This is a genomic window from Nocardia goodfellowii, from assembly GCF_017875645.1.
GTDB classification, from domain to species: Bacteria; Actinomycetota; Actinomycetes; order Mycobacteriales; family Mycobacteriaceae; genus Nocardia; species Nocardia goodfellowii.
This window is the reverse complement of sequence record NZ_JAGGMR010000001.1, coordinates 3,432,774-3,458,036: the sequence shown is the minus strand read 5'-3', so window position 1 is coordinate 3,458,036 and position 25,263 is coordinate 3,432,774. Positions and strand designations below refer to the sequence as shown.

Below are 25,263 nucleotides of genomic sequence, written 5' to 3'. Positions count from 1 at the left end.
GCCCCCGGAAAGTGCGCCGCCGCGCTACGGAACCAGCGGACCCTTCAGCACGTCGCGGGCGGTGGCGACGTCACCGGACCAGAACAGCCGCGTCGCCGGAACTCGATTCCACAGCGCCAGGAACAGCGTGGCCGCCGGGCCGCTGACGGTGGCGACCGGATCGCCGGGGCCGAGCACCCAGGAGCCGCCGGTGTCGATCGCGGAAAGCCGGACCGCGTGGCTGGGCGCCGCGGCCAGCCCGCGCTTCACCATGCGGGGCACGAACACCTCGATGACCTCGGCGATCCCGTCCGCGGCGTGCGCCGGCTCGATCCGGCTGTCGATGCCGAGGGCGTGCTCGGCGTCGAAACGGTGCACCAGGGTCTCCAGCCAGCGACGACGCCGCCAGAAGCCGACGGTGTGCGGCGGAGCGAAGGTCCAGGCGGGCGTATCCGGGTCGGCGTCGAGGGCGGAAACCAGCGCGTCCGCCGTCTCGGCGTACCAATCCTTCACCGCGGCAGGGTCCTTGGGTCCGTCGGGGGCCTGGTAGTCACGCCGCTGCTCCCGCACCGCGGCCACCACCCACAGATTCCCCACACCCACGTGATTGATCAGGTCATACAGCGTCCAGTCGCCGCAATGCTCGACCGGTGCGTCCAACTCCCCGCTGACGCAGGTGCCGAACGCGTCCAATTCGGCCCGCAACAACGCCAGATACTCGTCAGGTGCCATACCCCGATCTAATCGCATCTCGGCATCGGACGCGCGGGAAACAGCCTCCACCACACCATCTTCGACGCACTCCGGCCCCGGCCGACCGCGCCCGGTGCCGAGGTACAGCCCGGGGCGGCGTCGGTGCCTAGCCGCGGAGTTTGGCGAGAACCGCGTCGACGGCGGAATCCGCCGGGAGTTCTTCGGCTTCGCCGGTGAAGCGGTTGCGCAACTCGACCTTGCCTTCGGCCCAGCCGCGGCCGATGACGAGCACCCACGGCATGCCGAGGAGTTCGGCGTCTTTGAACTTGACGCCCGGCGAGGCGGTGCGGTCGTCGAAGAGAACTTCGAGGCCGTGGGAATCCAGGCCCGCGGCAACCTGTTCCGCGCCGGCGCGGGCGGCGTCGTCCTTGTTCGCGATGACGACGTGGATGTCGAACGGGGCGATCTCCGCGGGCCAGCGCAGGCCCTTCTCGTCGTGCTGCTGTTCGGCGATCACGGCGACCATGCGGGAGACGCCGACACCGTAGGAACCCATGATCAGCCGGACCGGCTTGCCGTTCTCGCCGAGCACGTCGACCTCGAAGGCGTCGGTGTACTTGTAGCCGAGCTGGAAGATGTGGCCGATCTCGATGCCGCGGGCGGCGACCAGGGTGCCGCGGCCGTCGGGCGACGGATCGCCGTCGCGGACCTCGGCGGCCTCGATGGTGCCGTCGGGGGTGAAGTCCCGGCCCGCGACCAGGCCGACCACGTGCTTGCCCTGCGTATCGGCGCCGGTGATCCAGCTGGTGCCGGTGGCCACGCGCGGATCGACCAGGTAGCGAACGCCGTTGTCCTGCAGCGCCTTCGGGCCGATGTAGCCCTTGACCAGGAACGGGTTGGCCTTGAAGTCCTCGTCGGTGAGCAGTTCGACCTCGGCCGGTTCGACGGACGCGCCGAGCCGCTTGTCGTCGACCTCACGGTCGCCGGGGATGCCGATGCCGACGATCTCGGCCTTGCCGTCCGGGTGGCGCAGCTTCACCATGACGTTCTTCAAGGTGTCGGCGGCGGTGACGGGACGACCGTAGATGCCCGCTTCGTTGGCCCAGTCGACCAGGGTCGCGATGGTGGGCGTGTTCGGGGTGTCGTGCACCACCGCGTCGGGCAGCCCGTCGACCGGCTGAGCCGCGGGCGCGGGGGTGATCACGGCCTCGACGTTCGCGGCGTAACCGGATTCGCGGCACACCACATAGGTGTCCTCGCCGACGGGGCTGTCGGCCAGGAACTCCTCGGACGCGCTGCCGCCCATGGCGCCGGAGGTCGCGGCCACGATGACGTACTTGACCCCGAGGCGGTCGAAGATGCGCTGGTAGGCCTCGCGGTGCGCGTTGTAGGAGGCCTTCAGGCCCGCTTCGTCGAGGTCGAAGGAGTAGGAGTCCTTCATGATGAACTCGCGGCCACGCAGGATGCCCGCGCGGGGGCGTTCCTCGTCGCGGTATTTGGTCTGGATCTGGTAGAGCGAGACGGGCAGATCCTTGTACGAGTTGTATTCGCTCTTCACGGTGAGCGCGAACAGTTCCTCGTGGGTGGGACCGAGCAGGTAGTCCGCGCCCTTGCGGTCTTGCAGCCGGAACAGGGCGTCGCCGTATTCGGTCCACCGGTTGGTGGTCTCGTACGGGTCGCGCGGCAGCAGTGCGGGCAGCGAGATCTCCTGCGCGCCCATGGCGTTCATTTCTTCGCGGACCACACGCTCCACTTCCCGCAGCACGCGCAAGCCCAGCGGCAGCCACGAGTACACACCCGGGGCGACGCGGCGCACGTATCCGGCGCGGACGAGCAGTTTGTGGCTGGGCACCTCGGCGTCGGCGGGATCGTCGCGCAGGGTACGCAGGAACAGTTGGGAGAGGCGGGTGATCACGGGTGCTCAGCGTAGTCGCTGGCCGATCGATGCCTCCAACGCATTACCGATTCAGGCGTGCCCGAACCACCGCCGCCGCGCGCGCCGGTACCGTATCCGCTCGTGCTGGTGCTGCTGCCTCCCTCCGAAACCAAGTCCGACGGTGGTGCGGGCGCACCCCTGGATCTCGCCGGGCTCGCGATGCCGCAGCTCACCGCGGTGCGCGACAAGCTGGTCACCGAGCTGATCGAGCTCGCCAAGGACCCCGACGCCACCCGCAAGGCCCTCGCCCTCGGCAAGGGGGCTGACGTCGAGATCGCCCGCAACGCCGCGCTGCGCACCTCCCCCACCCGCCCCGCGCTGGAGCGCTACACAGGGGTTCTCTACGACGCGCTGGACGCGAAAGCGTTCAGCAAAGCACAGCGCGAGAAGGCCTACGCCCGCCTCGGGATCGGCTCGGCGTTGTTCGGCGCGATCCGCGCCGGCGACCCCATCCCGGCCTACCGGCTCTCCGGCGGCTCCAAACTCCCCGGATTGCCCACGCTCTCGGCCCTCTGGCGCGATTGCCTCCCCGAGGCGCTGGTGGCCGAAGCCGCGGGCGAGCTCGTCATCGACTTGCGCTCCGGGACCTACCAGCAACTCGGCCGTGTCCCGGGAGCCGTCACCGCCAACGTGCTGACCGAACATCCCGACGGATCCCGGACGGTGGTGAGTCACTTCAACAAACACCACAAGGGCCTGCTCGCCCGCGCCCTGGTTATGACGCGGGCCGACCCCACCGACATCAAGGGGGTCGCCCGAGTCGCCGAAAAGTCCGGTCTGCGCACCGAAATCGCCTCCCCCACCGAACTGCTCATCCTCACCTGAGGTTTCGCACCCGATGCCGACCGGCCACGAAGCACCGAGCTCGTGCGCGAAAGGCTTTCGAGGTGCCGCTCAGCGGGTGGCTTTTTCGACGGCGGCGCGGATGGCGGCGGTGCCGGCCGGGCTGGCGTCGTGTTCCCAGAAGGGCGTACCGGCGGCGTAGGGCGTGCCGTAGGCGGGGGTGCCGGGGTGCAGCCGCCAGGACTCCGCGAGCGGGCCGATGTCGACGGTGTCGAAGCCGAGGGTGTCGAGGAAGGCGGCGGCGCTGGTCTTGGCGGTGGTGTCGTCGCCCGCGATGGGCAGGGCGGAGCGGTCCGCGGCGCCGGCGGGCCGGGGCAGGGCGGCCAGGTGCGGGAAGAAGATGGTGTTGAACACTTTGACGACCTTCGAGGCGGACAGATGCCGTTGCACCAGTTCGCTGTTGGTGACGGTGCCGTCTTCGATTTCCTGTATCGTGCCGTCGCGCTCGGCGTTGTAGTTGGTGGTGTCGAGCACGACCTTGCCCGACAGCGGAGCGGCCGGCACGTCGCGGTAGACCCGGAACGGCGTGGTGACGACCACGAGGTCGCCGGCTTCGGCGGCTTCTGCCGCGGTGGCGGCGCGGGCCCGGGAACCGAGATCGGCCACCAGGTCGGCGAGGGTTTCGGGACCGCGCGAATTGCTCAGTACCACTTCGAGTCCGGCGTCCACGGCGAGCCGCGCCACCGTGCCGCCGATGCGTCCGCTGCCGATCAAACCAAGCGTTGTCATGTCCGCTCCAACTCCGAGCATCGTGGCTGTGTTCCTTCGGAGATTAATTCCGGCGCGCGGTTCCGTTCGCGGTATGACGGAATCGGAAGTTGGTGCCGCTCAGGCGATTTCCGGGCTATCGCGCGGCCGTGAGCGCCGCCAGTTCGGTAGCCAGATTGGTGCGGGCGGCCGCTTCGAAACGCGCCCTGGCAGTGGGCGTCCGGAAGAGGCGCGGCTGCCGAGCCAAGCCCTGGAGGACGGCGGCGCGCCCGGCACGGAACAGATCGTCGGGGACGTGCTGGTATTCGGCTCGGACGGCGGCCGTGTAAGCGGCATAGCCGGGTGCGTCGGCGGCGAGGATCACCAGGTCGGCGTCGCACAGGACTGCACCGTTCCGGTCCCCGGCCGCCGGGTCGTGTGCGGCGGTGAGGCGGACGATCCTGCCCACCTCGCGCACGAGATCGGGTGCGGCACCGAGCTTTCCGAGCACGTCCTCGGCGAGCTCCGCGCTGCGTTCCTCGTTGTCGGGCCGGTCCACGGCATAGACCGCGTCGTGGAAGAACGCGGCGTAGCGCACCGCGTCCGGGTCCGCCGCGTCGGCGGCGAGCTCGTCGATGACGCCGAGCATCATCGCCAGGTGCTCGACCGTGTGATAACGCCGATGCGGCTCGCGGTAGCGACGCACCAGATCGGCGCCCACCGGCTCGGCCCCCGCACCCGCCAACCGCACCCACCGCGCCAGCACATCCTGATCTACCTGTCCTCCCATCCGCCCAGTCTGGTCCGGCGGCGGAGCGCCGACAATGCCGAATCGCTGTGGATTTCACCACCGGCCGATAATTGGGATGCGGCCCGCGGCGGGGCTGGGTACTGTGGCCGCAGCAACGTGGGGGCATCGAGAACTGGTGCCGCGGAGGACATTTGCGAGCGGCGCGTGGGCGTTGCGGGGAGGTGGAGATGACAAAGCTGAATCAGATCATCGCCGTGGAGAAGGGCGTGAAGAGCTCCTCGCTGCGGGAGCTGGCGGAGAAGCAGAACCTGCTGAACAAGCCGGGTTTGCTGGCCGGTATCACGCGCGCCTACCAGCCCAAGGACGAGGAGGGCGAGCAGCTTCCGCCGGAGTCGACTCGGGTGCAGGTGAAATCGGAGGAAGTGCTGCGGCAAACCGCGAGCACGCTGACCCGGCTGTTCGACGTGACCGCCACCAAGGATTGGGCGAACTGCGCGGCCAAGGCCGACATCACGGTCGACGGCGAGACGCTGCTGACCGATGTCCCGGTGTCCTACCTGCTGTTCCTGGAGAAGCAGCTGGCCGATCTGCAGACCTTCGTGAAGCGGCTGCCGGTGCTCGACGCGGCCGAGGCGTGGTCGTTCGACGATTCCACCGACACCTGGCGCACCGACCCGGTCCGCACCATCCGGACCAAGAAGGTGCCGCGCAACCACGTCAAGGCCGAGGCGACCGAGAAGCACCCGGCGCAGGTGGAGGTGTACTACGAGGACATCGCCGTCGGCTACTGGACCACGGTGAAGTTCAGCGGCGCGCTGCCCGCGCGGCGCATCAACGAGCTCACCGCGCGGATCGAGAAGTTGCAGCAGGCGGTGAAGTTCGCGCGCGAAGAGGCCAACGGCAGCGAGGTCACCGATCAGAAGACCGGCAAGGTGATCTTCGATTATCTGTTCCGCACTGCGCACGTGGGCGAGCGTTGACGCGCCGTCGCTGAGCCGGAGAACTCCCCCGCTGGAGCGCGGGGGTGCGCCGAAAAGGCGCGAAACTCAAACTGAAGTTCAGACTGAATGACACGGTGACCAGACGGGACCCGGTTCTCGCCCGGGAACCCCGGCGGTCGATCAAGCCGTGCGTAAAGTTCAGATTCTCGCTCCAGCTTGAGTATTCGCCACCGAACACCGATCACGAGGAAAGGACGCGGAGCGACGAGGTGCCGGTTCAACCCCGGCTCTCCCAGCCATTTATCGATGGGAGATGGTCCAAACGTAGGACGCGTCGCGGTGAGTGTGATCCGATCCCACCGATCCGGTTGTGCGAATTGGGTGGCATACAGGACCCCAAGGGAAGGCAAGACCCTTGGGGTCTCCCCATTTCCGGTGCGGGCGCCCAGGTGCGCGGGCAGGATTGAGGCGCAATGCCCGGACGCACCGACCGAATCGAGGACGATCATGCAGACAATCGCGCACTGGCTCGACGGTAAGGCATTCGGTGGGACGAGTGCGCGGACCGCGCCGGTGACGAATCCGGCGACCGGGGCGGTCACCGGTCAGGTGGCGCTGGCGAACCAGGCCGACGCGCAAGCCGTGATCGCCTCGGCCGCAGCGGCTTTCGCGGAGTGGCGGGATACCTCGCTGGCCCACCGGACGCAGATCATGTTCCGGTTCCGGGAACTGCTGAACGACCGCAAGGAAGAGTTGGCGGCGCTGATCACCGCCGAGCACGGCAAGGTGCACGCCGATGCGATGGGCGAGGTCAGCCGGGGCCTGGAGGTCGTCGAATTCGCTTGCGGGGTACCGCATTTGCTCAAGGGCGGGTACACGGAGAACGCGTCGACGAAGGTCGACATCTTCTCCGTCCGGCAGCCGCTGGGCCCGGTGGCGGTGATCTCGCCGTTCAATTTCCCGGCGATGGTGCCGATGTGGTTCTTCCCGGTGGCGATCGCCGCGGGCAACACCGTGGTGTTGAAGCCGAGCGAGAAAGACCCGTCGTCGTCGCTGTGGCTGGCCGAGCTGTGGGCCGAAGCGGGTTTGCCCGCCGGGGTTTTCAACGTATTGCAGGGCGACAAGGACGCCGTGGACGAGCTGCTCGACAATCCGGCGATCAAGGCGGTGTCGTTCGTCGGGTCCACGCCGATCGCGCGGTATGTGTACCAGCGCGGCACCTCGAACGGCAAGCGGGTGCAGGCGCTCGGCGGCGCGAAGAACCATATGGTGGTGCTGCCGGACGCCGATCTGGATCTGGCCGCCGACGCCGCGGTGAACGCCGGGTTCGGGTCCGCGGGTGAGCGCTGCATGGCGATCAGCGTGGTGCTGGCGGTCGATCCGGTCGGCGACGAGCTGGTCGGGAAGATCACCCAGCGGGCCGCGACCATCAAGACCGGTGACGGCACCCGCAGCGTCGACATGGGGCCGCTGGTCACCCGCGAGCATCGTGACCGCGTGGCGCGGTACATCGAGGCCGGCGAGACCGCGGGAGCCACCGTCGCGCTCGACGGCCGGAGTATCGAGGCCGACGGTGCCGCGGCCGGATTCTGGCTGGGCCCAACGATTCTCGATCACGTCGAGCCGGAGATGAGCGTCTACACCGATGAGATCTTCGGCCCGGTGCTGTCGGTCGTGCGGGTCGGCACCTACGACGACGCGCTCGCCCTCATCAACGCCAACCCCTATGGCAACGGCACCGCCATCTTCACCAACGACGGCGGCGCCGCCCGCCGCTTCCACTACGAGGTCGAGGTCGGCATGGTCGGCATCAACGTGCCGATCCCGGTTCCCATGGCCTACTACAGTTTCGGTGGCTGGAAGAACTCGCTCTTCGGAGACTCGCACGCGCACGGCACCGACGCGGTCCACTTCTTCACCCGCGGTAAGGCGGTCACCACGCGCTGGCTCGACCCCAGCCACGGCGGCCTGGAACTCGGCTTTCCGCAGAACAAGTGAGCGGCACCCGCCTGGTGGGAGGCGCTGTTCCGCCAGGGGCGAATACAGCGTAACGTTCGGTTTTCATATCGAACCGCACGAAGGAACGCCATGTCGCGACGTCAGTTGTTGTCCGCGGGAGTGCTCGCAGCCGCCCTCCTCAGCCCGGTATCGCTCGCGGCGACCGCGTCGGCGGATCCGGGCTGCACCGACGCGCAGCTGATCATGGCCCGTGGCACCGACTTCGACGACGGACTGTTCTTCGCCGCTCCGGATGCGATTCCCGACTACAACGTCGGCGAACCGCTCTACGCGGCCCTGCGCGAGGCGGCCCCCGAGCGCAGCTGGAGCCAGTACAACGTGGCCTACCCGGCCGACCTGATCGGTGCCCGCGGCGTGCCGATCGGCAATCAGGACCTGGTCGCCCACCTTCGGACCCAGGCCGCGGCCTGTCCGGATCAGGTATTCGTGCTGGCGGGCTACTCCCAGGGCGCCAACGTGGTCGGCAATTCCATCGGCATGGACAGCAGCTCGGCCACGGTCGGCGGACCCGTCGCCGTCACCATTCCCGCCGAACTCAGCGCACGAATCAGCGCCGTGCTGTTCTTCGGCAGCCCGCTGCGCACCCGGGACCAGGCTGTGCCCGAGCCGTATACCGCTCGCTTCCACGACTACTGCGCGCCCGGCGACCCCGTCTGCAATGGAATGACCGCCCCGGGGACGGATTTCGAAGCGCACACCAACTACCAGCACTTCATGCCCGAAGCCGCGCGGTTCGTGGTCGCCCGGCTCTGAGCGGGAATATCCGCCGGCCGACCCGGTGTTCCACCAGGTCATGACGGCTGAGCTCTCACCCGAACTGAAGAAGTACCTCGATGAGTCGAAGGTGTTCGCCACCGCGGCGACCATCAACCCGGATGGGCAACCGCATCTGAGCGTGATCTGGGTCGACCGCGACGGCGACGACATCCTGTTCTCCACCACCGTGGAGCGAAGGCACGCCAAGAACATCGCCCGGGATCCGCGCGTCACCCTGATGATCAACCCGCCGGAGAATCCGTACGTCTACGCGGAGGTGCGGGGCTCGGTCACCGTCACCGACGACCCGGACCGGTCGCTGCCGGACAAGCTGTCGCGCAAGTACACCGGACTCCCCTACGCCGAATTCAACCCGGCCTCGGTGCACGACGGCGCGCGCATCGTCGTGCGGGTCACGCCGACAAAGGTCGTCGGCCGCCTGTAACCAGTTATGCGGGCCGAGAACCACGGCCCGCTCGCGTACATCGCCGAAGGGGTCGCTCCGTGGCGAGCGACCCCTGGTGACGCTGCGCCTACCGCTTCGCGGCGGCCTTCTTCCGCGTGCTCTTGGCGGGCGCTCCGACGTATTCCGCGAGGTGCTGACCGGTGAGGGTGGACCGGTCGGCGATCAATTCCGCGGGCGTGCCCTCGAAGACGATCTTGCCGCCGTCGTGACCCGCACCGGGACCGAGGTCGATGATCCAGTCCGCGTGCGCCATGACCGCCTGATGATGTTCGATCACGATGACCGACTTACCGGATTCGACCAGCCGGTCCAGCAGCGCGAGCAGGTTCTCGACGTCGGCGAGGTGCAGGCCGGTGGTCGGCTCGTCGAGGACGTAGACCCCGCCTTTGTCGCCCATGTGGGTGGCCAGCTTCAGCCGTTGCCGCTCGCCCCCGGACAGCGTGGTGAGCGGCTGGCCGATGGTCAGGTAACCGAGTCCGACATCGACCAGGCGTTCCAGGATCACATGTGCCGCAGGCAGTTTCGCCTCGCCCGCGCGGAAGAACCGCTCCGCCTCGGAGACCGGCATGGCCAGCACCTCGCTGATGTCCCGGCCGCCGAGCTTGTAGTCCAGCACTTCCGCCAGGAACCGCTTACCGTCGCACACCTCGCAGACCGTTTCCATGCCCGCCATGATCCCGAGATCGGTGTAGATGACACCGGCGCCGTTGCAGTTCGGGCAGGCGCCCGCCGAATTGGCGCTGAACAGTGCGGGTTTCACGCCGTTGGCCTTGGCGAAGGCCTTGCGAATCGGTTCCAGCAGACCGGTGTAGGTCGCCGGGTTGCTGCGACGGGAACCGCGGATGGGCGTCTGGTCGACGGCCACCACGCCTTCCGCCGCCGGGATCGAACCGTGGATCAGCGAACTCTTGCCCGACCCCGCCACGCCGGTGACGACACACAGCACGCCCAGCGGAATGTCGACATCGACGTCCTGCAGGTTATGGCTGTTCGCGCCGCGGATGGGCAACTTACCGGTGGGCTCACGCACCGAATCTTTCAGCGTGGCACGGTCATCCAGGTGCTTGCCGGTGACGGTGCCGCTGGCGCGCAGCCCCTCGACGGTGCCCTCGTAGCAGACCGAACCACCGGCCGTGCCGGCACCCGGACCGATGTCCACCACGTGATCGGCGATCGCGATCGCCTCCGGCTTGTGCTCCACCACCAGCACCGTGTTGCCCTTGTCCCGCAATTGCAGCAGCAGGTTGTTCATGCGCTGGATGTCATGCGGATGCAGACCGACCGTCGGCTCGTCGAAGACGTAGGTGACATCGGTGAGCGCGGACCCGAGATGGCGAATCATCTTGACGCGCTGCGCTTCTCCGCCGGACAGCGTGCCCGCCGGGCGATCCAGCGACAGATAGCCGAGACCGATCTCGACGAACGAGTCCAGGGTGTGCGCGAGCTTGTCCAGCAGCGGCGCCACCGACGGTTCGTTCAAGCCGCGAACCCACTCGGCCAGGTCGCTGATCTGCATGGCGCAGGCGTCGGCGATGCTGAGCTTCTTGATCTTCGACGAGCGCGCCGCCTCGGTGAGCCGGGTGCCGCCGCAGTCGGGACAGGTGCCGAAGGTGACCGCACGCTCGACGAAAGCGCGGATATGCGGTTGCAACGAGTCCACGTCCTTGGACAGCATCGACTTGCGCATCTTCGGGATGACGCCCTCGTAGGTCAGGTTGATGCCGTCGACCTTGATCTTGGTCGGCTCCTTGTGCAGCAGATCGTTGAGCTGCTTCTTGGTGAACTTCTTGATCGGCTTGTCCATGTCGAAGAAGCCGGAGCCGCTGAAGATCCGGCCGAACCAGCCGTCCATGCTGTAACCCGGAACAGTGAGCGCGCCCTCGTTCAGCGACTTGTTCTCGTCGTAGATCTGGGTCAGATCGATGTCGTTGATCACGCCGCGCCCCTCGCAGCGCAGGCACATGCCGCCGGTGATGCTGAAGCTGCGGCGCTCCTTGACCTGCTGGCCACCCTTCTCCACGGTGACCGCGCCCGCGCCGCTGATCGAGGCGACATTGAACGAAAACGCCTGCGGCGAACCGATATGCGGCTTGCCGAGCCGGCTGAACAGAATGCGCAGCATGGCGTTGGCGTCGGTGGCGGTGCCGACCGTCGAGCGCGGATCCGAGCCGATCCGCTGCTGGTCGACGCTGATCGCGGTGGTGAGACCGTCGAGCACGTCGACGTCCGGGCGGGCCAGCGTCGGCATGAAACCCTGCACGAAGGTGCTGTAGGTCTCGTTGATCAGCCGCTGCGACTCCGCGGCGATGGTGTCGAACACCAGCGAACTCTTGCCCGAGCCGGAGACACCGGTGAATACGGTCAACCGGCGCTTGGGCAGCTCGATACTGACGTCTTTGAGGTTGTTGACGCGCGCACCGTGTACGCGGATCAGATCGTGGCTGTCGGCGGCGGTGGTCATCGGGGTCTCCATCTGCTGCGGGGTGGTTGTTCGATCTTGCCTGATCAGGGTTGGCCGGCGGGGACGCGGCGCTTGGCCCGGTAGGGCTGGACGTACATGTAGAGGCCGGTGCCCATCAGCACGAACAGCGGCGGCAGCGGCAGGTAGAAGATCCACGGCGCGGCTTCCAGCGCGCCGAAGGGGACGGCGATGAAGCAGAGCAGCACGGTCGCGGTGAAGGTGACCGACATCGCGCGGTGCAGTTTCCGGTTGTTCTTGCTGTAGGACATGATGTTCTCCTTTTCGCTCAGCGCGCGGTGAGCCGGCTGCGTGGTCATTGTCTGCTCCGATGTGCTGAGTGGGGCGAATTGTTCGAGTGGTGCGCGCCAAACCTCATCGTTCGACGAGCACCTCGCCGTCCACGACGCTGTGGTCGGTGGTGAGGGCCGCGGTCGCCGCGGTCAAAGGAAATCCGAGGGCTTCAGCCCTGGCGCCGCGTCGCGCCTCGGCCGATTCCCAACGCCAGATGTCGAGATAGGACCCGTCCTCCTGGCGAATCAGGGTGGCAGCGGTGAACGCGGGATTCGCCGACCGCAGGCCGCGGATCAATCGCGTGCGCTGTTCGAGCAACTGCGCCAGCTTCCCGGTCACCACGGTGTATCGGTGAGTCCGAACGACTGCCATGGTCCTGACCTCTCATCGTCATGCTCCCGTCGTTTCCCTTACGACTCTCAGTTTTCCGTTCGGCAAGGGGGCGAACAATGAGCAATCACGAAACGACAGTTGCGCCGGGGGTTAACGATCGCGGACCATTGCGGGATGGAGTTGCGTGACATCGAGATCTTTCTGACCCTGGCCGAGGAATTGCATTTCGGCCGGACCGCGGAGAGGTTGCACATCTCGACGCCGCGGGTCAGTCAGACCATCGCCAAACAGGAACGCCGCATCGGCGCGCCGCTGTTCGAGCGAACCAGCCGCAAAGTCACCTTGACCCCGCTCGGCGAGCAGTTACGCGACGACTTGCAGGCCGGTTATCGCCGCATTCTCGACGGTGTCGAATCGGCGGCGAGCGCTGCTCGCGGCGGCCCCGAAACGCTGACGCTGGGTGTGCTCGGTCCGATGTGGCAAGACCTCGCGCCGATCACCGCACTGTTCCGAACCCGTTGTCCCCAGGTGCGATTGCGTATGCGCGAGGTGCGCATCGACGACCCGTTCGCCCTGATCCGCGGCGGCGACGTCGACCTCGCCCTGGTGGCCCTGCCCGTGCTCGAACCCGATCTGCGGGTCGGACCGCCGGCCTTCACCGAGCCCATCGTGCTGGTGGTCCGGCACGGGCACGAGCTGGCCGGGCGCACCTCGGTGTCGCTGGCCGAGATCGCCGAGTACGAGATCTTGCCTTCCGGGTTGCCGTTGCCGGACTACTGGGAGAAGTCCTTCTCCCCGCTGCCGCCACGCGAATCCGAGGCACCACCGCCCACCCGTGAGGAAATCCTGTTCGCCGTCAGTACCGGTGACGCGGTGGCCTTCGCCTGCGGGCAGGGCATCAAGTACTACGACCGGGGCGAGGCCGTATACCTGCCGATCGACGAAAAGCCCACGCTGAGTTGGGGTCTCGTACATCGCGCCGGTCAGGTCAGCCGCTGGGCCGAGGAGTTCGAGCGGATCGCGGGTGAACTCGGGCCGATCGAACTCGAGCTGGATCTCGATCAACCCACCCTGCAGCGGCTCCGGTCCGTGAGCTAACTCGCCTGTTTGATGCGGATCATATTGCCCGAGGGGTCGCGGAAGGCGCAGTCGCGCACCCCGTAGGGCTGATCGGTCGGCTCCTGCACCACCTCGGCGCCACCGGCCCGCAGCTTCTCGAAGACACCGTCGAGATCCTTGGCGCCCAGGTTGATGCTGGCGTAGGTGCCCTTGGCCATCATCTCGGTGATGACGCGGCGCTCCTCGTCGGTGATGCCCGGGTCGGCCCCCGGCGGGTAGAGGACGATGCCGATCTCGGGTTGTCCCGGCGGGCCCACGGTCAGCCAGCGCATGCCGTTGTAGCCGACGTCGTTGCGCAGTTCGAAACCGAGGGTGTCACGGTAGAAGGCCAGCGCGGCATCCGGATCGGTCTGCGGGAGATAGCTCTGATAAATGGCGATTTCCATGCTGATCAGGCTAATTGCGGCTAGGTAGCCCGCGCTTCTTTATTCCTGATCGGTCGGGTCACCTGTTTCGCCACGCACGAGGGCATGCCCTCGGTGGCCATCGCCTCCTGCTCCCGGTACGCACTGGGCGGCATGCCGACGAGCTCGGCGAACCGCGTGCTGAAGGTGCCCAGCGACGAACAGCCGACCTCGAAACACACCTCGGTGACGCTCAGGTCACCGCGGCGCAGCAGCGTCATGGCGCGCTCGATCCGGCGGGTCATCAGATAGGAGTAGGGCGATTCGCCGTAGGCGAGCTTGAACTGGCGGCTGAGATGCCCCGCCGACATATGCGCGTCGCGGGCGAGCGCCTCCACATCGAGCGGCTGGGCATACTCCCGGTCGATGCGGTCGCGGACCCGGCGCAGGCGCGTGAGGTCGCTGAGGCGTTCCGCCGGGGTCGGCTTGCTCGTCACCTACGCGATCTTCCCATGTCGGAGCGGGTTTTGTCAGGACTGCTGAGCTTCTTCCTGGGCGTGCTGCGCCTGGGCGACCTGAGCCGCGGAATAGCGGATGGTGAGCGCGATCAGCAGAGTCAGCAGCACACCCACGCCGCAGAGGAACAGCGCGAGGGTGTAACCGCTGCTCAGCGCGTCCAGCTGGGTGGTGTTCATGTCGCTGGGTTTGACGGTGTCGCTGCCGCCCATCGCCAGGCTGCGCGACACCACGACCGGACCGAGGAAACCCAGAGCCAACGCCGGACCGAAAGCCATCAGCATCTGACCCACCGCGCTGAGCGGACCGACCTCGGTCACCTCGACGCCGACGATCAGGCACAGCGGGACGATCACCAGCACCACGCCCACACCGGTGCCGATCACCAGGAACAGCACCAGCAGCGTCGGCAGGTGGGCGGACCGGTCCAGCGTCGAGCCGAACAGCAGGGCCGCGGCCGCGAGACCCGCGCCGAGCGCGATCACCCACCGCGGTGCGACCCGGACGGCCAGCTTCGAGGACAGCCCACCACCGATGCCCATGCCGATGGTGAACGGGATGAAGATCAGACCGGACTGTAAAGCGGTGTAGCCCAGCACATTCTGCACGTATTGCGCGCCGTAGATGGAGATGCCGCCCATCACGCCGGCGGCCAGCAGCACCGCCACGAACGTCGCCACCCGATCCCGGCTGCCGAACAGCGACCACGGCAGCAGCGGGTTGTCCACGGTGCCCTCGGCGACGACGAACGCGACCAGCAGGACCGCACCGCCCAGCAGCGAACCGAGGATGGCCGGATGCGTCCAGCCGAGCACGGGGCCCTCCATACCGCCGAACACCAGAGCCGACACACCGATGGTGGCCAGGACCGCGCCGCGCACGTCGAGGGTGAGCCGATGGTGCTCGGTGTCCTTCAGGCATCTCATCGCACCGACCATGACCAGCAGGCCGATCGGCACATTGATCAGGAAGATGCCCCGCCACCACACGTCGGCCAGCGCACCGCCGACCACCAGCCCGGCGACGGAACCGACGCCGACCATCGAACCGAAGATCGCGATCGCCTGATTACGGGCCTTGCCCGGCGCGAACGTCGTGACCACCAAGGCCATCGCGGTCGGCGAGGCGAAGGCCGCGCCCACACCCTGCAACGCCCGCGCGCCGATCAGCATCCCGCCGTTGATCGCGAGACCGCACAGCAGCGACGCGAACGCGAACAATCCCACACCCACCAGGAACATCCGCTTGCGCCCGAACGCGTCACCGACCCGCCCGCCCAGCAGCATCAGCCCGGCATAGGTGAGCGCGTACGCGGTGATCACCCAGTTCGCACTGGACGCGGACATCCCGAAATCGGCCTGCAGCCGCGGCACCACCAAGATCGTCACCGTGCCGTCGAGCACGGTCATCAACTGCATCCCACTGAGTACGAGAATGGCGAGCCCGAAAGCCCGCTCCTTCACTGGATACTGCATAGGCGCAGCGGGATTCTGAAGCACAGGAAGCCACTGTAGTGGACCTGCCCCCGATCGCCAGCCCCCAGAGGGCGAACGAGCGGCGCGGCAGCGCCTGCCGACCGGGGGATCAACGCCGCCGCAGGGACTCTAGGGGCAGGCCGAGAACGGTCACGAGGTCAACCGGCGAGCGCGCACTTCCGTTTGCTGTGGGTGACCACGGCAGGGAGACGACAACAGCGCTCAACGCGGCGGATGTCAGTTCTGGTCGGCGGAGAAGCCCGCGGTGGGGCCGATGACGACGATGGCTGGGGGGCGGATGCCCTCGTCGCGGACTCGGGCGGCGACGGTGGAGAGGTCGGCGCGCAGGACGCGCTGGGTGCGGAGGGTGCCCTCCTGGATGACCGTGGCCGGGGTGTCGGCGGGGCGGCCGCCTGCCAGGAGCACGGTGGCGAATTTGTCGATCCGCTCGACGGCCATCATCAGGACGAGGGTGCCGCGCAGGCGGGCCAGGGCGGGCCAGTCCACCAGGGAATCCGGGTGGTCCGGGGCGACGTGGCCGCTGACTACGACGAATTCGTGGGTGACGCCGCGATGGGTGACCGGGATACCGGCGGCCGCGGGGACCGAGATGGGGCTGGTGATGCCCGGCACGACCGTGACCGGGATGCCCGCTTCGACGCAGGCCTCGAGTTCTTCGAAGCCGCGGCCGAAGACATAGGGGTCGCCGCCCTTCAAGCGGACGACGAACTTGCCGGCCTTCGCGCCCTCGATCAGGGCGGCATTGATGGCTTCCTGCGCCATGGCGCGGCCGTACGGAATCTTCGCGGCGTCGACGACTTCGACGTCGGGTCCGAGTTCGGCGAGCAGTTCCGGCGGGGCCAGGCGGTCGGCGACGACGAGGTCGGCGCGGGCCAGCAGGCGGCGGCCGCGGACGGTGATCAGGTCGGGGTCGCCGGGGCCGCCGCCGACGAGGGCGACGCCCGCGGCGACGGGAGCCGAATCATCGGTCACCACACCGGATTGCAGCGCCTCCAGCAGCGCGTTCCGGATCGCGGCGGAGCGGCGGTGCTGACCGCCGGCCAGCACGCCGAGGCTGAGGCCGTCGTAGCGGGCGGTGGCGGGGGTGACGGCGGTGCCGAGGCGGGCGGTGTCGGCGCGCACGCAGAAGACGCGGCGGCTGGTGGCTTCGGCGACGATGGCGGCGTTGGTGTCCGGTTCGTCGGTGCAGGCGATGGCGTACCAGGCCCCGTCGAGATCGCCGTCTTCGTAGGCGCGCAGGGTGACGGTGATCTGCCCGGAGGTAACCATGCCCTCGACGGCGGGGGTGACGGTGCGGCTGATGACGTGCACGTCGGCGCCGGAGGCGATCAGCAGGCCGAGACGGCGCTGCGCCACCGAGCCACCGCCGACGACCACCACGCGCCGACCGTTCAGATCGAGGCCGACCAGGTAGTTCGGATCCCCGTCCAGGGTGGTTTCCGCATGCTCATCGGTGTTGGCTGACGTGTTCGACACAAGGTTCGAGCCTACGGGACCCAGCCACCCGCTCTTGCGCGGCAGCCCCGACGTGTGCCTGAACACACCCGCGAGCCGGGATCAATCGCGCGGCAGGGATTCCTGTATCCAATGGAACCCGGGGCCGCGGACGCGGAAATCCGCCAGGTCGTGCCGGATCAGTGACACAGTGACTGGTTGGCCGTCCAGGTCTCCCCGCAGAACCAGTTGCTCGGGAGCCGGTCGGTGATAGGCGAAGGCGGCGACCCCGGTCACTTCGATGACACCCTGACCGGCGTCCACCGCACCCCGCACAGGCACCAGCGTGTCGTTCATGCGTTGATATGCCAAGCCGGAGATATCGACTATCAGCCGCTGCCAACGGATTTCGTCCGTGGTCAACGGCGGCAAGGCGCGTCCGTGCACGCTGAATTCCGTGACATCCCAGATCCCGTACAGCTCCGGCTTCGTTGCGCCGTAACCCCATTCGTGCCAGCACTGCCACGCGTCGCGGACACAGGTGGTGCTCGCCAGCAGACCGAGAACCAGCGGCAGCGCCTTGACAACGCGGCCGGACAGTGGCGGCTGCCCGGCGGGACCGGAAGGACGTTGCAGCACAAAGATATTCGCCAGTGTGCGAGCCTGCGGCGTCAGCACCACCACGGCCAGCAGCAGCAGATGCAACGAGAACAGCTTCACCGGCACGTCGTAGGTCAGGTTCAGCACGAACACCTGAGCCAGTGACATCAGCGCCAGCACACCGCCCAGCGTCGCGGTGCGGGACACCAGAAGCAGCACGGCGGCGAGCACTTCGGCCGCGCCGAGCAGCATCTGATAGGCCGGTGCGATCCCGATCTGATTCCACAGCACCTCCATCCTGGTGAAGTCGCCGAACGGCTCCAGCAGCGTGGTCAGCGGCGGGTACGGCATCTGGTTCGGGACGAGTTTCGCGATCCCGTACCAGAGCAGCTGCGTGCCCAGGCAGATTCGGGCCCCGAACACGAACCACGCGCCGAGCCCGGCGTATTCGGTGCGGCGAGCGAACAGGGTCCAGGCGAGGGCGAAAGCCGCGGCGAGCACCAGCAGACAGCAGACCAGCACCCAGATATAGGCCTGATCACCGCTCTGACTCATCCGCAGCGACACATCCACGCCGAAGACGTTCCGGCCCACCCACTTCGGGCCCGCCGTCAGCCAAGGGAGCTGCCACAGCACCGATTCCTCGGACAGGAAGTCGGTGACAGACCCCGCGAACAGGAACAGGATCTGCGTGAAGACCAGGCCGAAGAGCAGGAAATAGACAAAACAGAACCGGAACCCGAGCCGCACCAGTGGATGCCACGGTGCGGGTCCGCCGGAGTCGATGGGAACGGTCTCCCCCTCGCGCGCCGCAACGCCGACCGGACCCACACGACCACCTCACTTCTCCGAACACCTGCCGCGCAGCAAAACTAGCCGCGCTCAGGCGCTGGAGCCATGCGGAGCGGCCCGCCGCACCGGACAGACAGCGTCCAGGCGACGGGCTCGGATCGATCAGCTGAACGACGGCGTGTTCTGGACCCAGTGGAAACCGGGACCGCGCAGGCGGAAGCCGTCGATATCCTGCTGCTGGAGGGTGATGGTGACCGGGTGGCCGTCGACGGTGCCCTGCAAGGTCAGCCGATCGGGCGCGGTCCGGTCGAAGGTGAGTTCGGCGAACGGAGCGGGCGCGGCGTCGGGCGACTGGGCCGGTGCGGCCAGGGTGATGGTGCGGGCCGCCCCATCCACCTCACCCATGGACTTGACCAGGGTGCCGTCCATTTCCTGACGGGTGATGAAGCCCCGATCGACGACCAGTCGCTGCCAGCGGTTCTCGTCGGTGGTCAGCGGCGGCAGTGGCTGGCCGTCGCGGGTGAACTCGGTGACGTTCCAGATTCCGTACAGCTCGGGTTTCGGTGCGCCGTAGCCCCATTCGTACCAAGCCCGGTGCGCGTCGTACAGGCAGGCCGTCGTCACCCACAGCCCGAGGACCACCTGGAAGGCGGCGGCGATCCGGTTCGCCCGGCGGCTGCCGAACAACGGGCGTTGCGTCGCGGGCTCGGTAACACGCTGCAGCACAAGGAAGTTCAGGATCCGCCGGGTTTGCGGCGCGAGCACGATCAACGACATCAGCACCAGGTGGAACGACAGGATCTTCACGGGCACGTCGTAGGTCATGTTCAGCAGGAAGACCTGCAGCATGCTGACCAGGCCGATCATCCCGCCCAGCGTCGCGGTGCGCGGCAGGAACAGCAGCAATCCCGCCAGCACCTCGGCGGCACCCAGCAGCATTTGGTAGACCGGCGAAACGCCGACCTGGTTCCACAGCACATCGATCTTGGTCAGGTTGCCGTACGGCTGCAACAGCGTGGTCAGCGTGGGATACGACATCTGATTGGGCACGAGTTTCGCCCAGCCGTACCACAGCAGCTGTCCCGCCACGCACAGCCGGATGAAAGTCACGAACCAGGTGCCCAGCGTGCGGTATTCCGTGCGCCGCCGGTCCAGCAGCGTCCAGACCGCGGTGATCACCGCGGCGAGCACCAGCATGCAGAAGACCATCACCCAGATCACCGTCTGGTCGCCGCTGCCGCTCTCGTACAGCAGCGCCTCGACCCCGAAGACGTGCTCGCCGACCCAGTCCGCCAGCGGGGCAACCTTTTTCATCTGCCACTGCACCGCGTCGTCGGGCAGCACGGAGACCGCGATACCGGCGAAGACGAACAGGATCTGCGCGAAGATCGCGCAGAACAGGCCGAAATAGGCGACACAGAACCGGAACCCCAAGCGGGCCAGCGGATGCCACGGCGCCCCCGGAGCGCGTGCGGGCGCCCCGACCTCCGCACTGTCGTCCCGTTCCATCAGCACCGCGCCCACGCGGCCACCTCCCTCTCACCGGCAACATCTGGTGAGGCGAAGTTATCGGCCCCGGCCGGGTGCCCGCCTCCAGGAAATCCCTGGTCTTCCCCTACTTCTTCCGGCCTACGTGCTACCCCTAGCTCCCCGGGGTGACAGCCGTACCCGCCGCCGGGGTGCCAGCGCTACCACCGGCCTCGCTCCGCACCGACCGGGACGCAAGGGAACGCGCCGTGGCCGGATATGTCAACCACCGATTCCGTCCAGTGGACCGGCTCGCCCGCGCAGTGGGCTTGTTCCGCGGCGGACCCGGATTTCGCTGCGGCGCTGCACTACGCGGGTTACATTCGCGCTCGAGTGAAACAGGTTGCAGGAGGACGAAGTATGGCCGACGAGCCCGACCCCACCGCGCGGGTGCGACTCACCGTCAGTGGACGTGATCTGGACAGTCTCGCCGAGGATCTGTCGCGCTGGCTGCGCGGCCGGGTCTCGGCCGACGAGCCGCCGAAGATCTCGGGGCTGTCGCGTCCGGAGGGTGCGGGCATGTCGAGCACCTCGGTGTTCTTCGACGCCGAATGGACGGTCGGCGGCACGCCGGAGGGCGGGTCGTTCGTAGCCCGCCTGGCGCCGCAGGACAGCGACTTTCCGGTCTTCGAGACCTACGACCTGACCATGCAATACCAGGTGATAGCCGGAGTCGCGGCGGCCTCCGCGGTACCGGTGCCGGTGCTGCGCTGGCTGGAGACCGATGAAAGCGTGCTCGGCGCGGCGTTTTTCGTGATGGAGAAGTCCGAAGGCCGGGTGGTGTCGGACAATCCCCCGTACGTCTTCCTCGGCTGGCTGTTCGACGCCACCCCCGAAGAACGCGCGCAGCTGGTCGCCGGGACGGTGGACGTGATCGCCAAGATCCACGAGATACCGGACCCCACAACGAAATTCCCGATGCTGGCCGGACCCGGACAGGCACTGCGCCGCAATGTCGACTGGTACCGGGCGTGGTATCGGTGGGGGCTGGCCGATGACGGCTACGTCATCCCGATCATCGAGCGGGGCTTCGACTGGCTCGACGAGCACTGGTCGGCCGATCCAGGCCCGGATGTGCTGTCCTGGGGCGATTCCCGTCCCGGCAACATCCTCTACCGCGGTTTCGAACCGGCCGCCGTCCTGGACTGGGAGATGGCCACCATCGGCCCCCGCGAACTCGACGTGGCCTGGCTCATCTTCCTGCACCGCTTCTTCCAGGATCTGGCGGTCAAGTTCGGGCAGCCCGGCCTGCCGGACTTCTGCCGCCGCGCGGACGTCGTCGCTAAATACGCGGAGCTGACCGGGTATACGCTGCGCGATCTCGACTTCTACCTCGTCTTCTCCGCGCTCAAGCACGCGATCGTGATGGCCCGGGTCAAGCGCCGGATGATCCACTTCGGCGAGGACACCGACACACCGGATCGCGACGACTACGTGATGCACCGGGCCGGCCTCGAGGCCCTGCTCGACGGAACCTACCAGTGGGATTGAGAACGACCATGGCAGAACGCAATCCGGGCTCCGCGCCCGCACCGTTGGACGAATACCCGATCCACCAGACACCGCTCACCATGGCACGGGTGGCCTCCAGCGACCGCAACTTCTACGACCGCAGCTACTTCAACGGCCACGACCGTGCCGGCGGCACCATGCTGATCACGGGGTTCGGCGTCTACCCGAACCTCGGCGTCACCGACGCGTATGTCTGTGTGCGGCGCGGTGATTCACAGCGTTCGGTGCGGTTCTCCGATGCCCTCGGCGACCGCAGCCTGGACATGGCGGTCGGCGGCTACCGTATCGAGGTCCTCGAAGCGCTCCAGAAGCTTCGCGTGATCTGCGAGCACGACGACCTCAGCATGGATCTGACCTGGGAGGGCGCCTTCCCGGTCGTCCAGGAGCAACCGCATCTCATCCTTAACGGCAACCGGCCCATCATCGACGCCAGCCGTTTCGCCCAGGTGGGCTCCTGGGCAGGCACCCTGACCGTCGACGGCACGGACATCGCCGTCGACCCGGCGGTGTGGACCGGCACCCGCGACCGCTCCTGGGGCATCCGGCCGATCGGCGAGACCGAACCCGCCGGCCGCGCCGCCGCCGAACCCTCCGGCGGCTTCTGGTGGCTCTACGTGCCGCTGCGCTTCGACGACTTCTCCATCATCGTCATCGTGCAGGAAGAACCCGACGGCAGACGCACCCTGAACGACGCCACCCGGATCTGGCCGGACGGCCGCGTCGAACAGCTCGGCTGGCCGCGGATATCCATCCAATACCGTTCCGGCACACGGTTTCCCATCGCCGCGCGGCTGGAATGCACCACCCCCGACGGCAAACCGCTCGACATCGAGGTCACGCCCGGCACCTGCGTACCGCTGCACGTCGGCTGCGGCTACGGCGGCGACCCCGACTGGCTGCACGGGCAATGGAAGGGCCGCGACTGGGTCGATTCCCGCAGCTACGACCTCACCGACCCCGCCATCGCGGGCCGCATCCCCTACGGCGTCATCGATCACGTCGCCCGCGCCCGCTGCGGCGACGCCGAAGGCTGGGGCCTGTTCGAACACGCCAGTCTCGGCCGGCACGACCCCACCGGCTTCGCCGACTGGACCTCGGTCGCGCCGTAAGGCCGCCGATCGGCAGGTGCCCGCGGTCGATCGGGCGCCTGCCGGCCCGGCTCAGACCGAGCCGGGCTGGAAGCGAGCGGCGGCGATGACGATGCCGCCGACGTTCTGTTTGTCGATCAGCAGCGGACCTACACCCGCCAGCAAGGCGGCGGCCTCGGCGACGCTGGCCGTACCGACCGCGTCCCGGGTGCGCCCCGCCGGGTTCGGCACCGCGATCAAATCCAGCTCGGCCGCCGAGTAGCCGCGCACCGGCACACCCAGTTCCGCTGCCACCGTCAGCAGACCGGGTTCGGCGGCGCGCCGGTCGATCGTGGCCAGACAGTGGATTACGTTGTTGCCCAGCACTTCCCGGACCGCACGGCGAATTCCCGCGGCCGAGGCGCCCGGACGTAGGCCGATGCCGACCACCAGATCGGCGACCGGCACTGTCTTGCGCAGGCTGTGCTGCCTTCGTTCACGTGGCGACATGATTCCGGGCGTAGTCGGCGGCGGCGGTCACGAAACGGGTACTGGCTTCCGGGTTTCCGGCCGGGTGGGTGTGCAGGTAGGAGGCGTGGACGTGCTGGACGAGCGCGCCCTCGCGGACTCGTTCACCCTGGCTGCCGTGCCAGGCCCAAGCCGGGGCGGCGGTACCGGCGGCCGTCAGCCGGGTCCGGTGGAACTCGTGGCCGCGCACCCGCTGACCTGCCCGCCACAGCACGGAATCGGACAGCGCCACCGCGTCGCGGTAGCCGAGGGTCAGGCGCGGGCCGAATTCGGCGTCGGCATCCACCACACCGGCCATCGGGTGCCCGTCCAGCGAGCGGGTGAGATACAGCAGCCCCGCGCATTCCGCGTGGATGGGCAACCCGCGGCGGGCCAGGTCTCCCACCGCTCGCAGCAGCACGGTATTCCCAGCGAGTGCGGCGGCATGCTCCTCGGGAAAACCACCGGGCAACACGAGAGCCGCGGTGCCCGTGGGCAATTCGTCGTGCAACGGGTCGAAGACCACCACCTCGGCGCCCGCCGCGACCAGCAACTCCCGATGCTCGGCGTACCCGAAGGTGAACGCGGGCCCGCCCGCCATCGCGATCACGACGCCGCTCGGCGTCCCGGCATCCGCGCGATCGGCGACCGCACCGGGATAACCCGGGCTCGATCGAGCGAACCTGACTTCGTCGGCCGATCCCACGTCCACGATCGGAGCCGGGATTCGCGGCGGCGCATCAGGATTCCGAGCGACAACGTCGGACGTATCGGGGCGCACAGCCTGCCGCGGGTCCCAGGCCGGACCCGCGACCGTCGAACGCGCCAGCCTGGCGATCGCGGCCAGATCGACGTGCGCCGCAACGAGATCCGTCATCGCGGCAACAGCGGTGGTGGCGGCGGTGCCGTGTTCAACGGCGGGAATAAGGCCCAAATGGCGTGAAGGCACTTCCAACTCGGCCATGCGGGGCAACGAACCCAGCACCGGTAGGCCCACACGAGCGCATGCGGCACGCAGCACCTGGTCGTGGCGTTCACTGCCGACGCGGTTGAGAATCACTCCGCCGAGCCGGATTCCGCTGTCGAAGGTCGCGAAGCCGTGCAGCAGGGCGGCGAGGCTCTGGCTGTGCCCGCGCGCGTCCACCACCAGAATGACCGGCGCGCCGAGCAGACTCGCGACCTGCGCGGTCGATCCTTCCGCCACCGGCCCGGCATGGTTGTCGTCGATGCGGCCGTCGAACAGGCCCATCACGCCTTCGACCACGGCGACATCACAGCCTTGCGTCCCGTGCTGGTACAGCGGCACCACCCGCTCGGCTCCGACCAGTACCGGATCCAGGTTGCGACCCGGCCGACCGGCAGCCAAACCGTGATACCCGGGATCGATGTAGTCCGGGCCCACCTTGAACGGCGCGACGCTGTGCCCCGCCCGGCGCAGCGCTCCGATCAAACCCGTTGCGAGCGTGGTCTTCCCACTTCCCGAGGCGGGCGCGGCGATAACTACCGCGGGCACGCTCATCGGACGCCCCGGCTCACCATTCGATACCGCGCTGGCCCTTGCGGCCCGCGTCCATCGGGTGCTTGACCTTGGTCATCTCGGTGACGAGATCGGCGGCGTCCAGCAGCGCCCGCGGGGCGTCGCGGCCGGTGATGACGACATGCTGGTTGCCGGGCCGGTTCACCAGGGTTTCGACGACCTCGTCGACGTCGACCCAGCCCCACTTCAAGGGGTAGGTGAATTCGTCGAGAACATAGAAGCGGTGCTGTTCGGCGGCCAGGCGGCGGGCGATCTCCTGCCAGCCTGCCAGCGCGGCGGCCTGATGGTCTTCCTCGGAGCCCTGTTTGCGGGTCCAGGACCAGCCTTCGCCCATCTTGTGCCATTCCACGGGTCCCCCGGCGCCGGTCTCCTCGTGCAATGTCCCGAGCGTGCGGAAAGCCGCTTCCTCCCCGACCTTCCACTTCGCGCTCTTCACGAACTGGAACACCGCGACGTCGAAGCCCTGGTTCCAGGCCCGCAACGCCATTCCGAACGCCGCCGTCGACTTTCCCTTGCCGGGCCCGGTATGCACCGCCAGCACCGGCTGGTTGCGCCGCTGCCGAGTCGTCAACCCGTCATCCGGAACCGTCTCCGGAACACCCTTAGGCATCGAAACTCCTTGCTGTCACAGGTAATTGGCCACCACGTCGCATCGG

24 protein-coding genes are annotated in these 25,263 nt (G+C 67.9%); 8 read left to right on the top strand and 16 right to left on the bottom strand.

The features are described from left to right. Positions 1 to 24: 24 nt before the first annotated feature. Both BJ987_RS15700 and BJ987_RS15695 read right to left on the bottom strand, forming a co-directional pair. Entirely contained in the window at positions 25 to 711 is a 687-nt protein-coding gene (locus BJ987_RS15700) for a maleylpyruvate isomerase family mycothiol-dependent enzyme (protein ID WP_209890118.1), read from the bottom strand. A 127-nt stretch (positions 712 to 838) separates the two neighbouring features. Beyond that, a complete protein-coding gene (locus BJ987_RS15695; protein WP_209890115.1) occupies positions 839 to 2,587 on the bottom strand; it encodes a proline--tRNA ligase in 1,749 nt (582 codons plus the stop codon). A 102-nt stretch (positions 2,588 to 2,689) separates the two neighbouring features. On the opposite strand from BJ987_RS15695, the gene yaaA reads away from it, so the two are divergent. Further along, positions 2,690 to 3,433 (top strand): peroxide stress protein YaaA, encoded by a 744-nt coding sequence (gene yaaA, locus BJ987_RS15690; protein WP_209898466.1) that lies wholly within the window; start codon positions 2,690 to 2,692, stop codon positions 3,431 to 3,433. Positions 3,434 to 3,502: 69 nt separating this feature from the next. Here the strand turns inward: yaaA and BJ987_RS15685 are convergent, their stop codons facing one another. Both BJ987_RS15685 and BJ987_RS15680 read right to left on the bottom strand, forming a co-directional pair. Continuing rightward, positions 3,503 to 4,180: an NADPH-dependent F420 reductase gene (locus BJ987_RS15685; protein WP_209890112.1), complete on the bottom strand. Its 678-nt coding sequence runs from the start codon at positions 4,178 to 4,180 to the stop codon at positions 3,503 to 3,505. A gap of 115 nt (positions 4,181 to 4,295) precedes the next feature. Then, entirely contained in the window at positions 4,296 to 4,928 is a 633-nt protein-coding gene (locus tag BJ987_RS15680) for an HD domain-containing protein (RefSeq protein WP_209890110.1), read from the bottom strand. A gap of 188 nt (positions 4,929 to 5,116) precedes the next feature. On the opposite strand from BJ987_RS15680, the gene BJ987_RS15675 reads away from it, so the two are divergent. From BJ987_RS15675 to BJ987_RS15660, 4 genes are all read left to right on the top strand, one after another. After that, the gene (locus tag BJ987_RS15675; protein ID WP_209890108.1) at positions 5,117 to 5,869 is read left to right on the top strand and encodes a DUF7873 family protein; all 753 of its coding nucleotides are present in this window, start codon (positions 5,117 to 5,119) and stop codon (positions 5,867 to 5,869) included. A gap of 468 nt (positions 5,870 to 6,337) precedes the next feature. Beyond that, complete coding sequence (locus BJ987_RS15670; protein WP_209890105.1) at positions 6,338 to 7,828, top strand: CoA-acylating methylmalonate-semialdehyde dehydrogenase; 1,491 nt, start codon at positions 6,338 to 6,340, stop codon at positions 7,826 to 7,828. Between the two features lie 90 nt (positions 7,829 to 7,918). Further along, positions 7,919 to 8,602: a cutinase family protein gene (locus tag BJ987_RS15665; protein ID WP_209890102.1), complete on the top strand. Its 684-nt coding sequence runs from the start codon at positions 7,919 to 7,921 to the stop codon at positions 8,600 to 8,602. A 40-nt stretch (positions 8,603 to 8,642) separates the two neighbouring features. Beyond that, positions 8,643 to 9,050 (top strand): PPOX class F420-dependent oxidoreductase, encoded by a 408-nt coding sequence (locus BJ987_RS15660; protein ID WP_209890099.1) that lies wholly within the window; start codon positions 8,643 to 8,645, stop codon positions 9,048 to 9,050. An 88-nt stretch (positions 9,051 to 9,138) separates the two neighbouring features. On the opposite strand, the gene BJ987_RS15655 is transcribed toward BJ987_RS15660, so the two are convergent. From BJ987_RS15655 to BJ987_RS15645, 3 genes are read right to left on the bottom strand one after another with little or no spacing between them, the layout of a single operon-like run. After that, a complete protein-coding gene (locus tag BJ987_RS15655; RefSeq protein WP_209890096.1) occupies positions 9,139 to 11,532 on the bottom strand; it encodes an ATP-binding cassette domain-containing protein in 2,394 nt (797 codons plus the stop codon). A gap of 44 nt (positions 11,533 to 11,576) precedes the next feature. After that, on the bottom strand, positions 11,577 to 11,849 hold the full coding sequence (locus BJ987_RS15650; protein ID WP_245365980.1) for a hypothetical protein: 273 nt from the start codon (positions 11,847 to 11,849) through the stop codon (positions 11,577 to 11,579). 55 nt (positions 11,850 to 11,904) lie between these two features. Beyond that, entirely contained in the window at positions 11,905 to 12,195 is a 291-nt protein-coding gene (locus tag BJ987_RS15645; RefSeq protein ID WP_209890094.1) for a hypothetical protein, read from the bottom strand. Between the two features lie 135 nt (positions 12,196 to 12,330). On the opposite strand from BJ987_RS15645, the gene BJ987_RS15640 reads away from it, so the two are divergent. Further along, positions 12,331 to 13,254, top strand: coding sequence for a LysR family transcriptional regulator (locus BJ987_RS15640; RefSeq protein ID WP_209890091.1), 924 nt, complete (start codon positions 12,331 to 12,333; stop codon positions 13,252 to 13,254). Here the strand turns inward: BJ987_RS15640 and BJ987_RS15635 are convergent. The 6 genes from BJ987_RS15635 to BJ987_RS15610 all read right to left on the bottom strand — a co-directional run bounded on the left by BJ987_RS15635 (position 13,251) and on the right by BJ987_RS15610 (position 19,981). Beyond that, positions 13,251 to 13,661: a VOC family protein gene (locus BJ987_RS15635; RefSeq protein ID WP_209890088.1), complete on the bottom strand. Its 411-nt coding sequence runs from the start codon at positions 13,659 to 13,661 to the stop codon at positions 13,251 to 13,253. The two genes, BJ987_RS15640 and BJ987_RS15635, sit on opposite strands and share 4 nt — an antisense overlap. Before the next feature lie 20 nt (positions 13,662 to 13,681). Continuing rightward, positions 13,682 to 14,116 carry a helix-turn-helix transcriptional regulator gene (locus BJ987_RS15630; protein ID WP_209890085.1) on the bottom strand — a complete coding sequence of 145 codons (435 nt, stop codon included), beginning with the start codon at positions 14,114 to 14,116 and terminating at the stop codon, positions 13,682 to 13,684. 33 nt (positions 14,117 to 14,149) lie between these two features. Then, positions 14,150 to 15,610: an MFS transporter gene (locus BJ987_RS15625; protein WP_209890082.1), complete on the bottom strand. Its 1,461-nt coding sequence runs from the start codon at positions 15,608 to 15,610 to the stop codon at positions 14,150 to 14,152. Positions 15,611 to 15,847: 237 nt separating this feature from the next. After that, the gene (cobA, locus tag BJ987_RS15620) at positions 15,848 to 17,107 is read right to left on the bottom strand and encodes a uroporphyrinogen-III C-methyltransferase (RefSeq protein WP_307869626.1); all 1,260 of its coding nucleotides are present in this window, start codon (positions 17,105 to 17,107) and stop codon (positions 15,848 to 15,850) included. Positions 17,108 to 17,188: 81 nt separating this feature from the next. Then, positions 17,189 to 18,496: a DoxX family protein gene (locus BJ987_RS15615; RefSeq protein WP_307869625.1), complete on the bottom strand. Its 1,308-nt coding sequence runs from the start codon at positions 18,494 to 18,496 to the stop codon at positions 17,189 to 17,191. A 123-nt stretch (positions 18,497 to 18,619) separates the two neighbouring features. After that, entirely contained in the window at positions 18,620 to 19,981 is a 1,362-nt protein-coding gene (locus tag BJ987_RS15610) for a DoxX family protein (protein ID WP_307869624.1), read from the bottom strand. A 363-nt stretch (positions 19,982 to 20,344) separates the two neighbouring features. Here BJ987_RS15610 and BJ987_RS15605 point away from each other — a divergent pair, with 363 nt between their 5' ends. Next, on the top strand, positions 20,345 to 21,475 hold the full coding sequence (locus BJ987_RS15605; RefSeq protein WP_209890079.1) for a phosphotransferase family protein: 1,131 nt from the start codon (positions 20,345 to 20,347) through the stop codon (positions 21,473 to 21,475). Between the two features lie 8 nt (positions 21,476 to 21,483). Then, complete coding sequence (locus BJ987_RS15600) at positions 21,484 to 22,605, top strand: Rv3169 family protein (RefSeq protein ID WP_209890076.1); 1,122 nt, start codon at positions 21,484 to 21,486, stop codon at positions 22,603 to 22,605. A gap of 51 nt (positions 22,606 to 22,656) precedes the next feature. Here the strand turns inward: BJ987_RS15600 and BJ987_RS15595 are convergent, their stop codons facing one another. The 3 genes from BJ987_RS15595 to cobO are packed head-to-tail and all read right to left on the bottom strand — an operon-like array spanning position 22,657 to position 25,217. After that, complete coding sequence (locus tag BJ987_RS15595; RefSeq protein WP_209890073.1) at positions 22,657 to 23,073, bottom strand: cobalamin biosynthesis protein; 417 nt, start codon at positions 23,071 to 23,073, stop codon at positions 22,657 to 22,659. Continuing rightward, on the bottom strand, positions 23,060 to 24,589 hold the full coding sequence (locus BJ987_RS15590; protein WP_209890070.1) for a cobyrinic acid a,c-diamide synthase CobB: 1,530 nt from the start codon (positions 24,587 to 24,589) through the stop codon (positions 23,060 to 23,062). Before BJ987_RS15590 ends, BJ987_RS15595 begins: the two co-directional genes overlap by 14 nt. A gap of 13 nt (positions 24,590 to 24,602) precedes the next feature. Then, a complete protein-coding gene (cobO, locus tag BJ987_RS15585) occupies positions 24,603 to 25,217 on the bottom strand; it encodes a cob(I)yrinic acid a,c-diamide adenosyltransferase (protein ID WP_209890067.1) in 615 nt (204 codons plus the stop codon). Positions 25,218 to 25,263 lie beyond the last annotated feature (46 nt).

What these genes read in the sequence shown, in the direction of transcription:
- cobO (WP_209890067.1), bottom strand. Translation starts at nt 25,217, where the DNA reads ATGCCTAAGGGTGTTCCGGAGACGGTTCCGGATGACGGGTTGACGACT.
- BJ987_RS15645 (WP_209890094.1), bottom strand. Translation starts at nt 12,195, where the DNA reads ATGGCAGTCGTTCGGACTCACCGATACACCGTGGTGACCGGGAAGCTG.
- BJ987_RS15700 (WP_209890118.1), bottom strand. Translation starts at nt 711, where the DNA reads ATGGCACCTGACGAGTATCTGGCGTTGTTGCGGGCCGAATTGGACGCG.
- BJ987_RS15685 (WP_209890112.1), bottom strand. Translation starts at nt 4,180, where the DNA reads ATGACAACGCTTGGTTTGATCGGCAGCGGACGCATCGGCGGCACGGTG.
- BJ987_RS15655 (WP_209890096.1), bottom strand. Translation starts at nt 11,532, where the DNA reads ATGACCACCGCCGCCGACAGCCACGATCTGATCCGCGTACACGGTGCG.
- BJ987_RS15665 (WP_209890102.1), top strand. Translation starts at nt 7,919, where the DNA reads ATGTCGCGACGTCAGTTGTTGTCCGCGGGAGTGCTCGCAGCCGCCCTC.
- BJ987_RS15680 (WP_209890110.1), bottom strand. Translation starts at nt 4,928, where the DNA reads ATGGGAGGACAGGTAGATCAGGATGTGCTGGCGCGGTGGGTGCGGTTG.
- BJ987_RS15590 (WP_209890070.1), bottom strand. Translation starts at nt 24,589, where the DNA reads ATGAGCGTGCCCGCGGTAGTTATCGCCGCGCCCGCCTCGGGAAGTGGG.
- BJ987_RS15670 (WP_209890105.1), top strand. Translation starts at nt 6,338, where the DNA reads ATGCAGACAATCGCGCACTGGCTCGACGGTAAGGCATTCGGTGGGACG.
- BJ987_RS15675 (WP_209890108.1), top strand. Translation starts at nt 5,117, where the DNA reads ATGACAAAGCTGAATCAGATCATCGCCGTGGAGAAGGGCGTGAAGAGC.
- BJ987_RS15595 (WP_209890073.1), bottom strand. Translation starts at nt 23,073, where the DNA reads ATGTCGCCACGTGAACGAAGGCAGCACAGCCTGCGCAAGACAGTGCCG.
- BJ987_RS15650 (WP_245365980.1), bottom strand. Translation starts at nt 11,849, where the DNA reads ATGACCACGCAGCCGGCTCACCGCGCGCTGAGCGAAAAGGAGAACATC.
- BJ987_RS15640 (WP_209890091.1), top strand. Translation starts at nt 12,331, where the DNA reads ATGGAGTTGCGTGACATCGAGATCTTTCTGACCCTGGCCGAGGAATTG.
- BJ987_RS15600 (WP_209890076.1), top strand. Translation starts at nt 21,484, where the DNA reads ATGGCAGAACGCAATCCGGGCTCCGCGCCCGCACCGTTGGACGAATAC.
- BJ987_RS15605 (WP_209890079.1), top strand. Translation starts at nt 20,345, where the DNA reads ATGGCCGACGAGCCCGACCCCACCGCGCGGGTGCGACTCACCGTCAGT.
- BJ987_RS15660 (WP_209890099.1), top strand. Translation starts at nt 8,643, where the DNA reads ATGACGGCTGAGCTCTCACCCGAACTGAAGAAGTACCTCGATGAGTCG.
- BJ987_RS15625 (WP_209890082.1), bottom strand. Translation starts at nt 15,610, where the DNA reads ATGCAGTATCCAGTGAAGGAGCGGGCTTTCGGGCTCGCCATTCTCGTA.
- BJ987_RS15635 (WP_209890088.1), bottom strand. Translation starts at nt 13,661, where the DNA reads ATGGAAATCGCCATTTATCAGAGCTATCTCCCGCAGACCGATCCGGAT.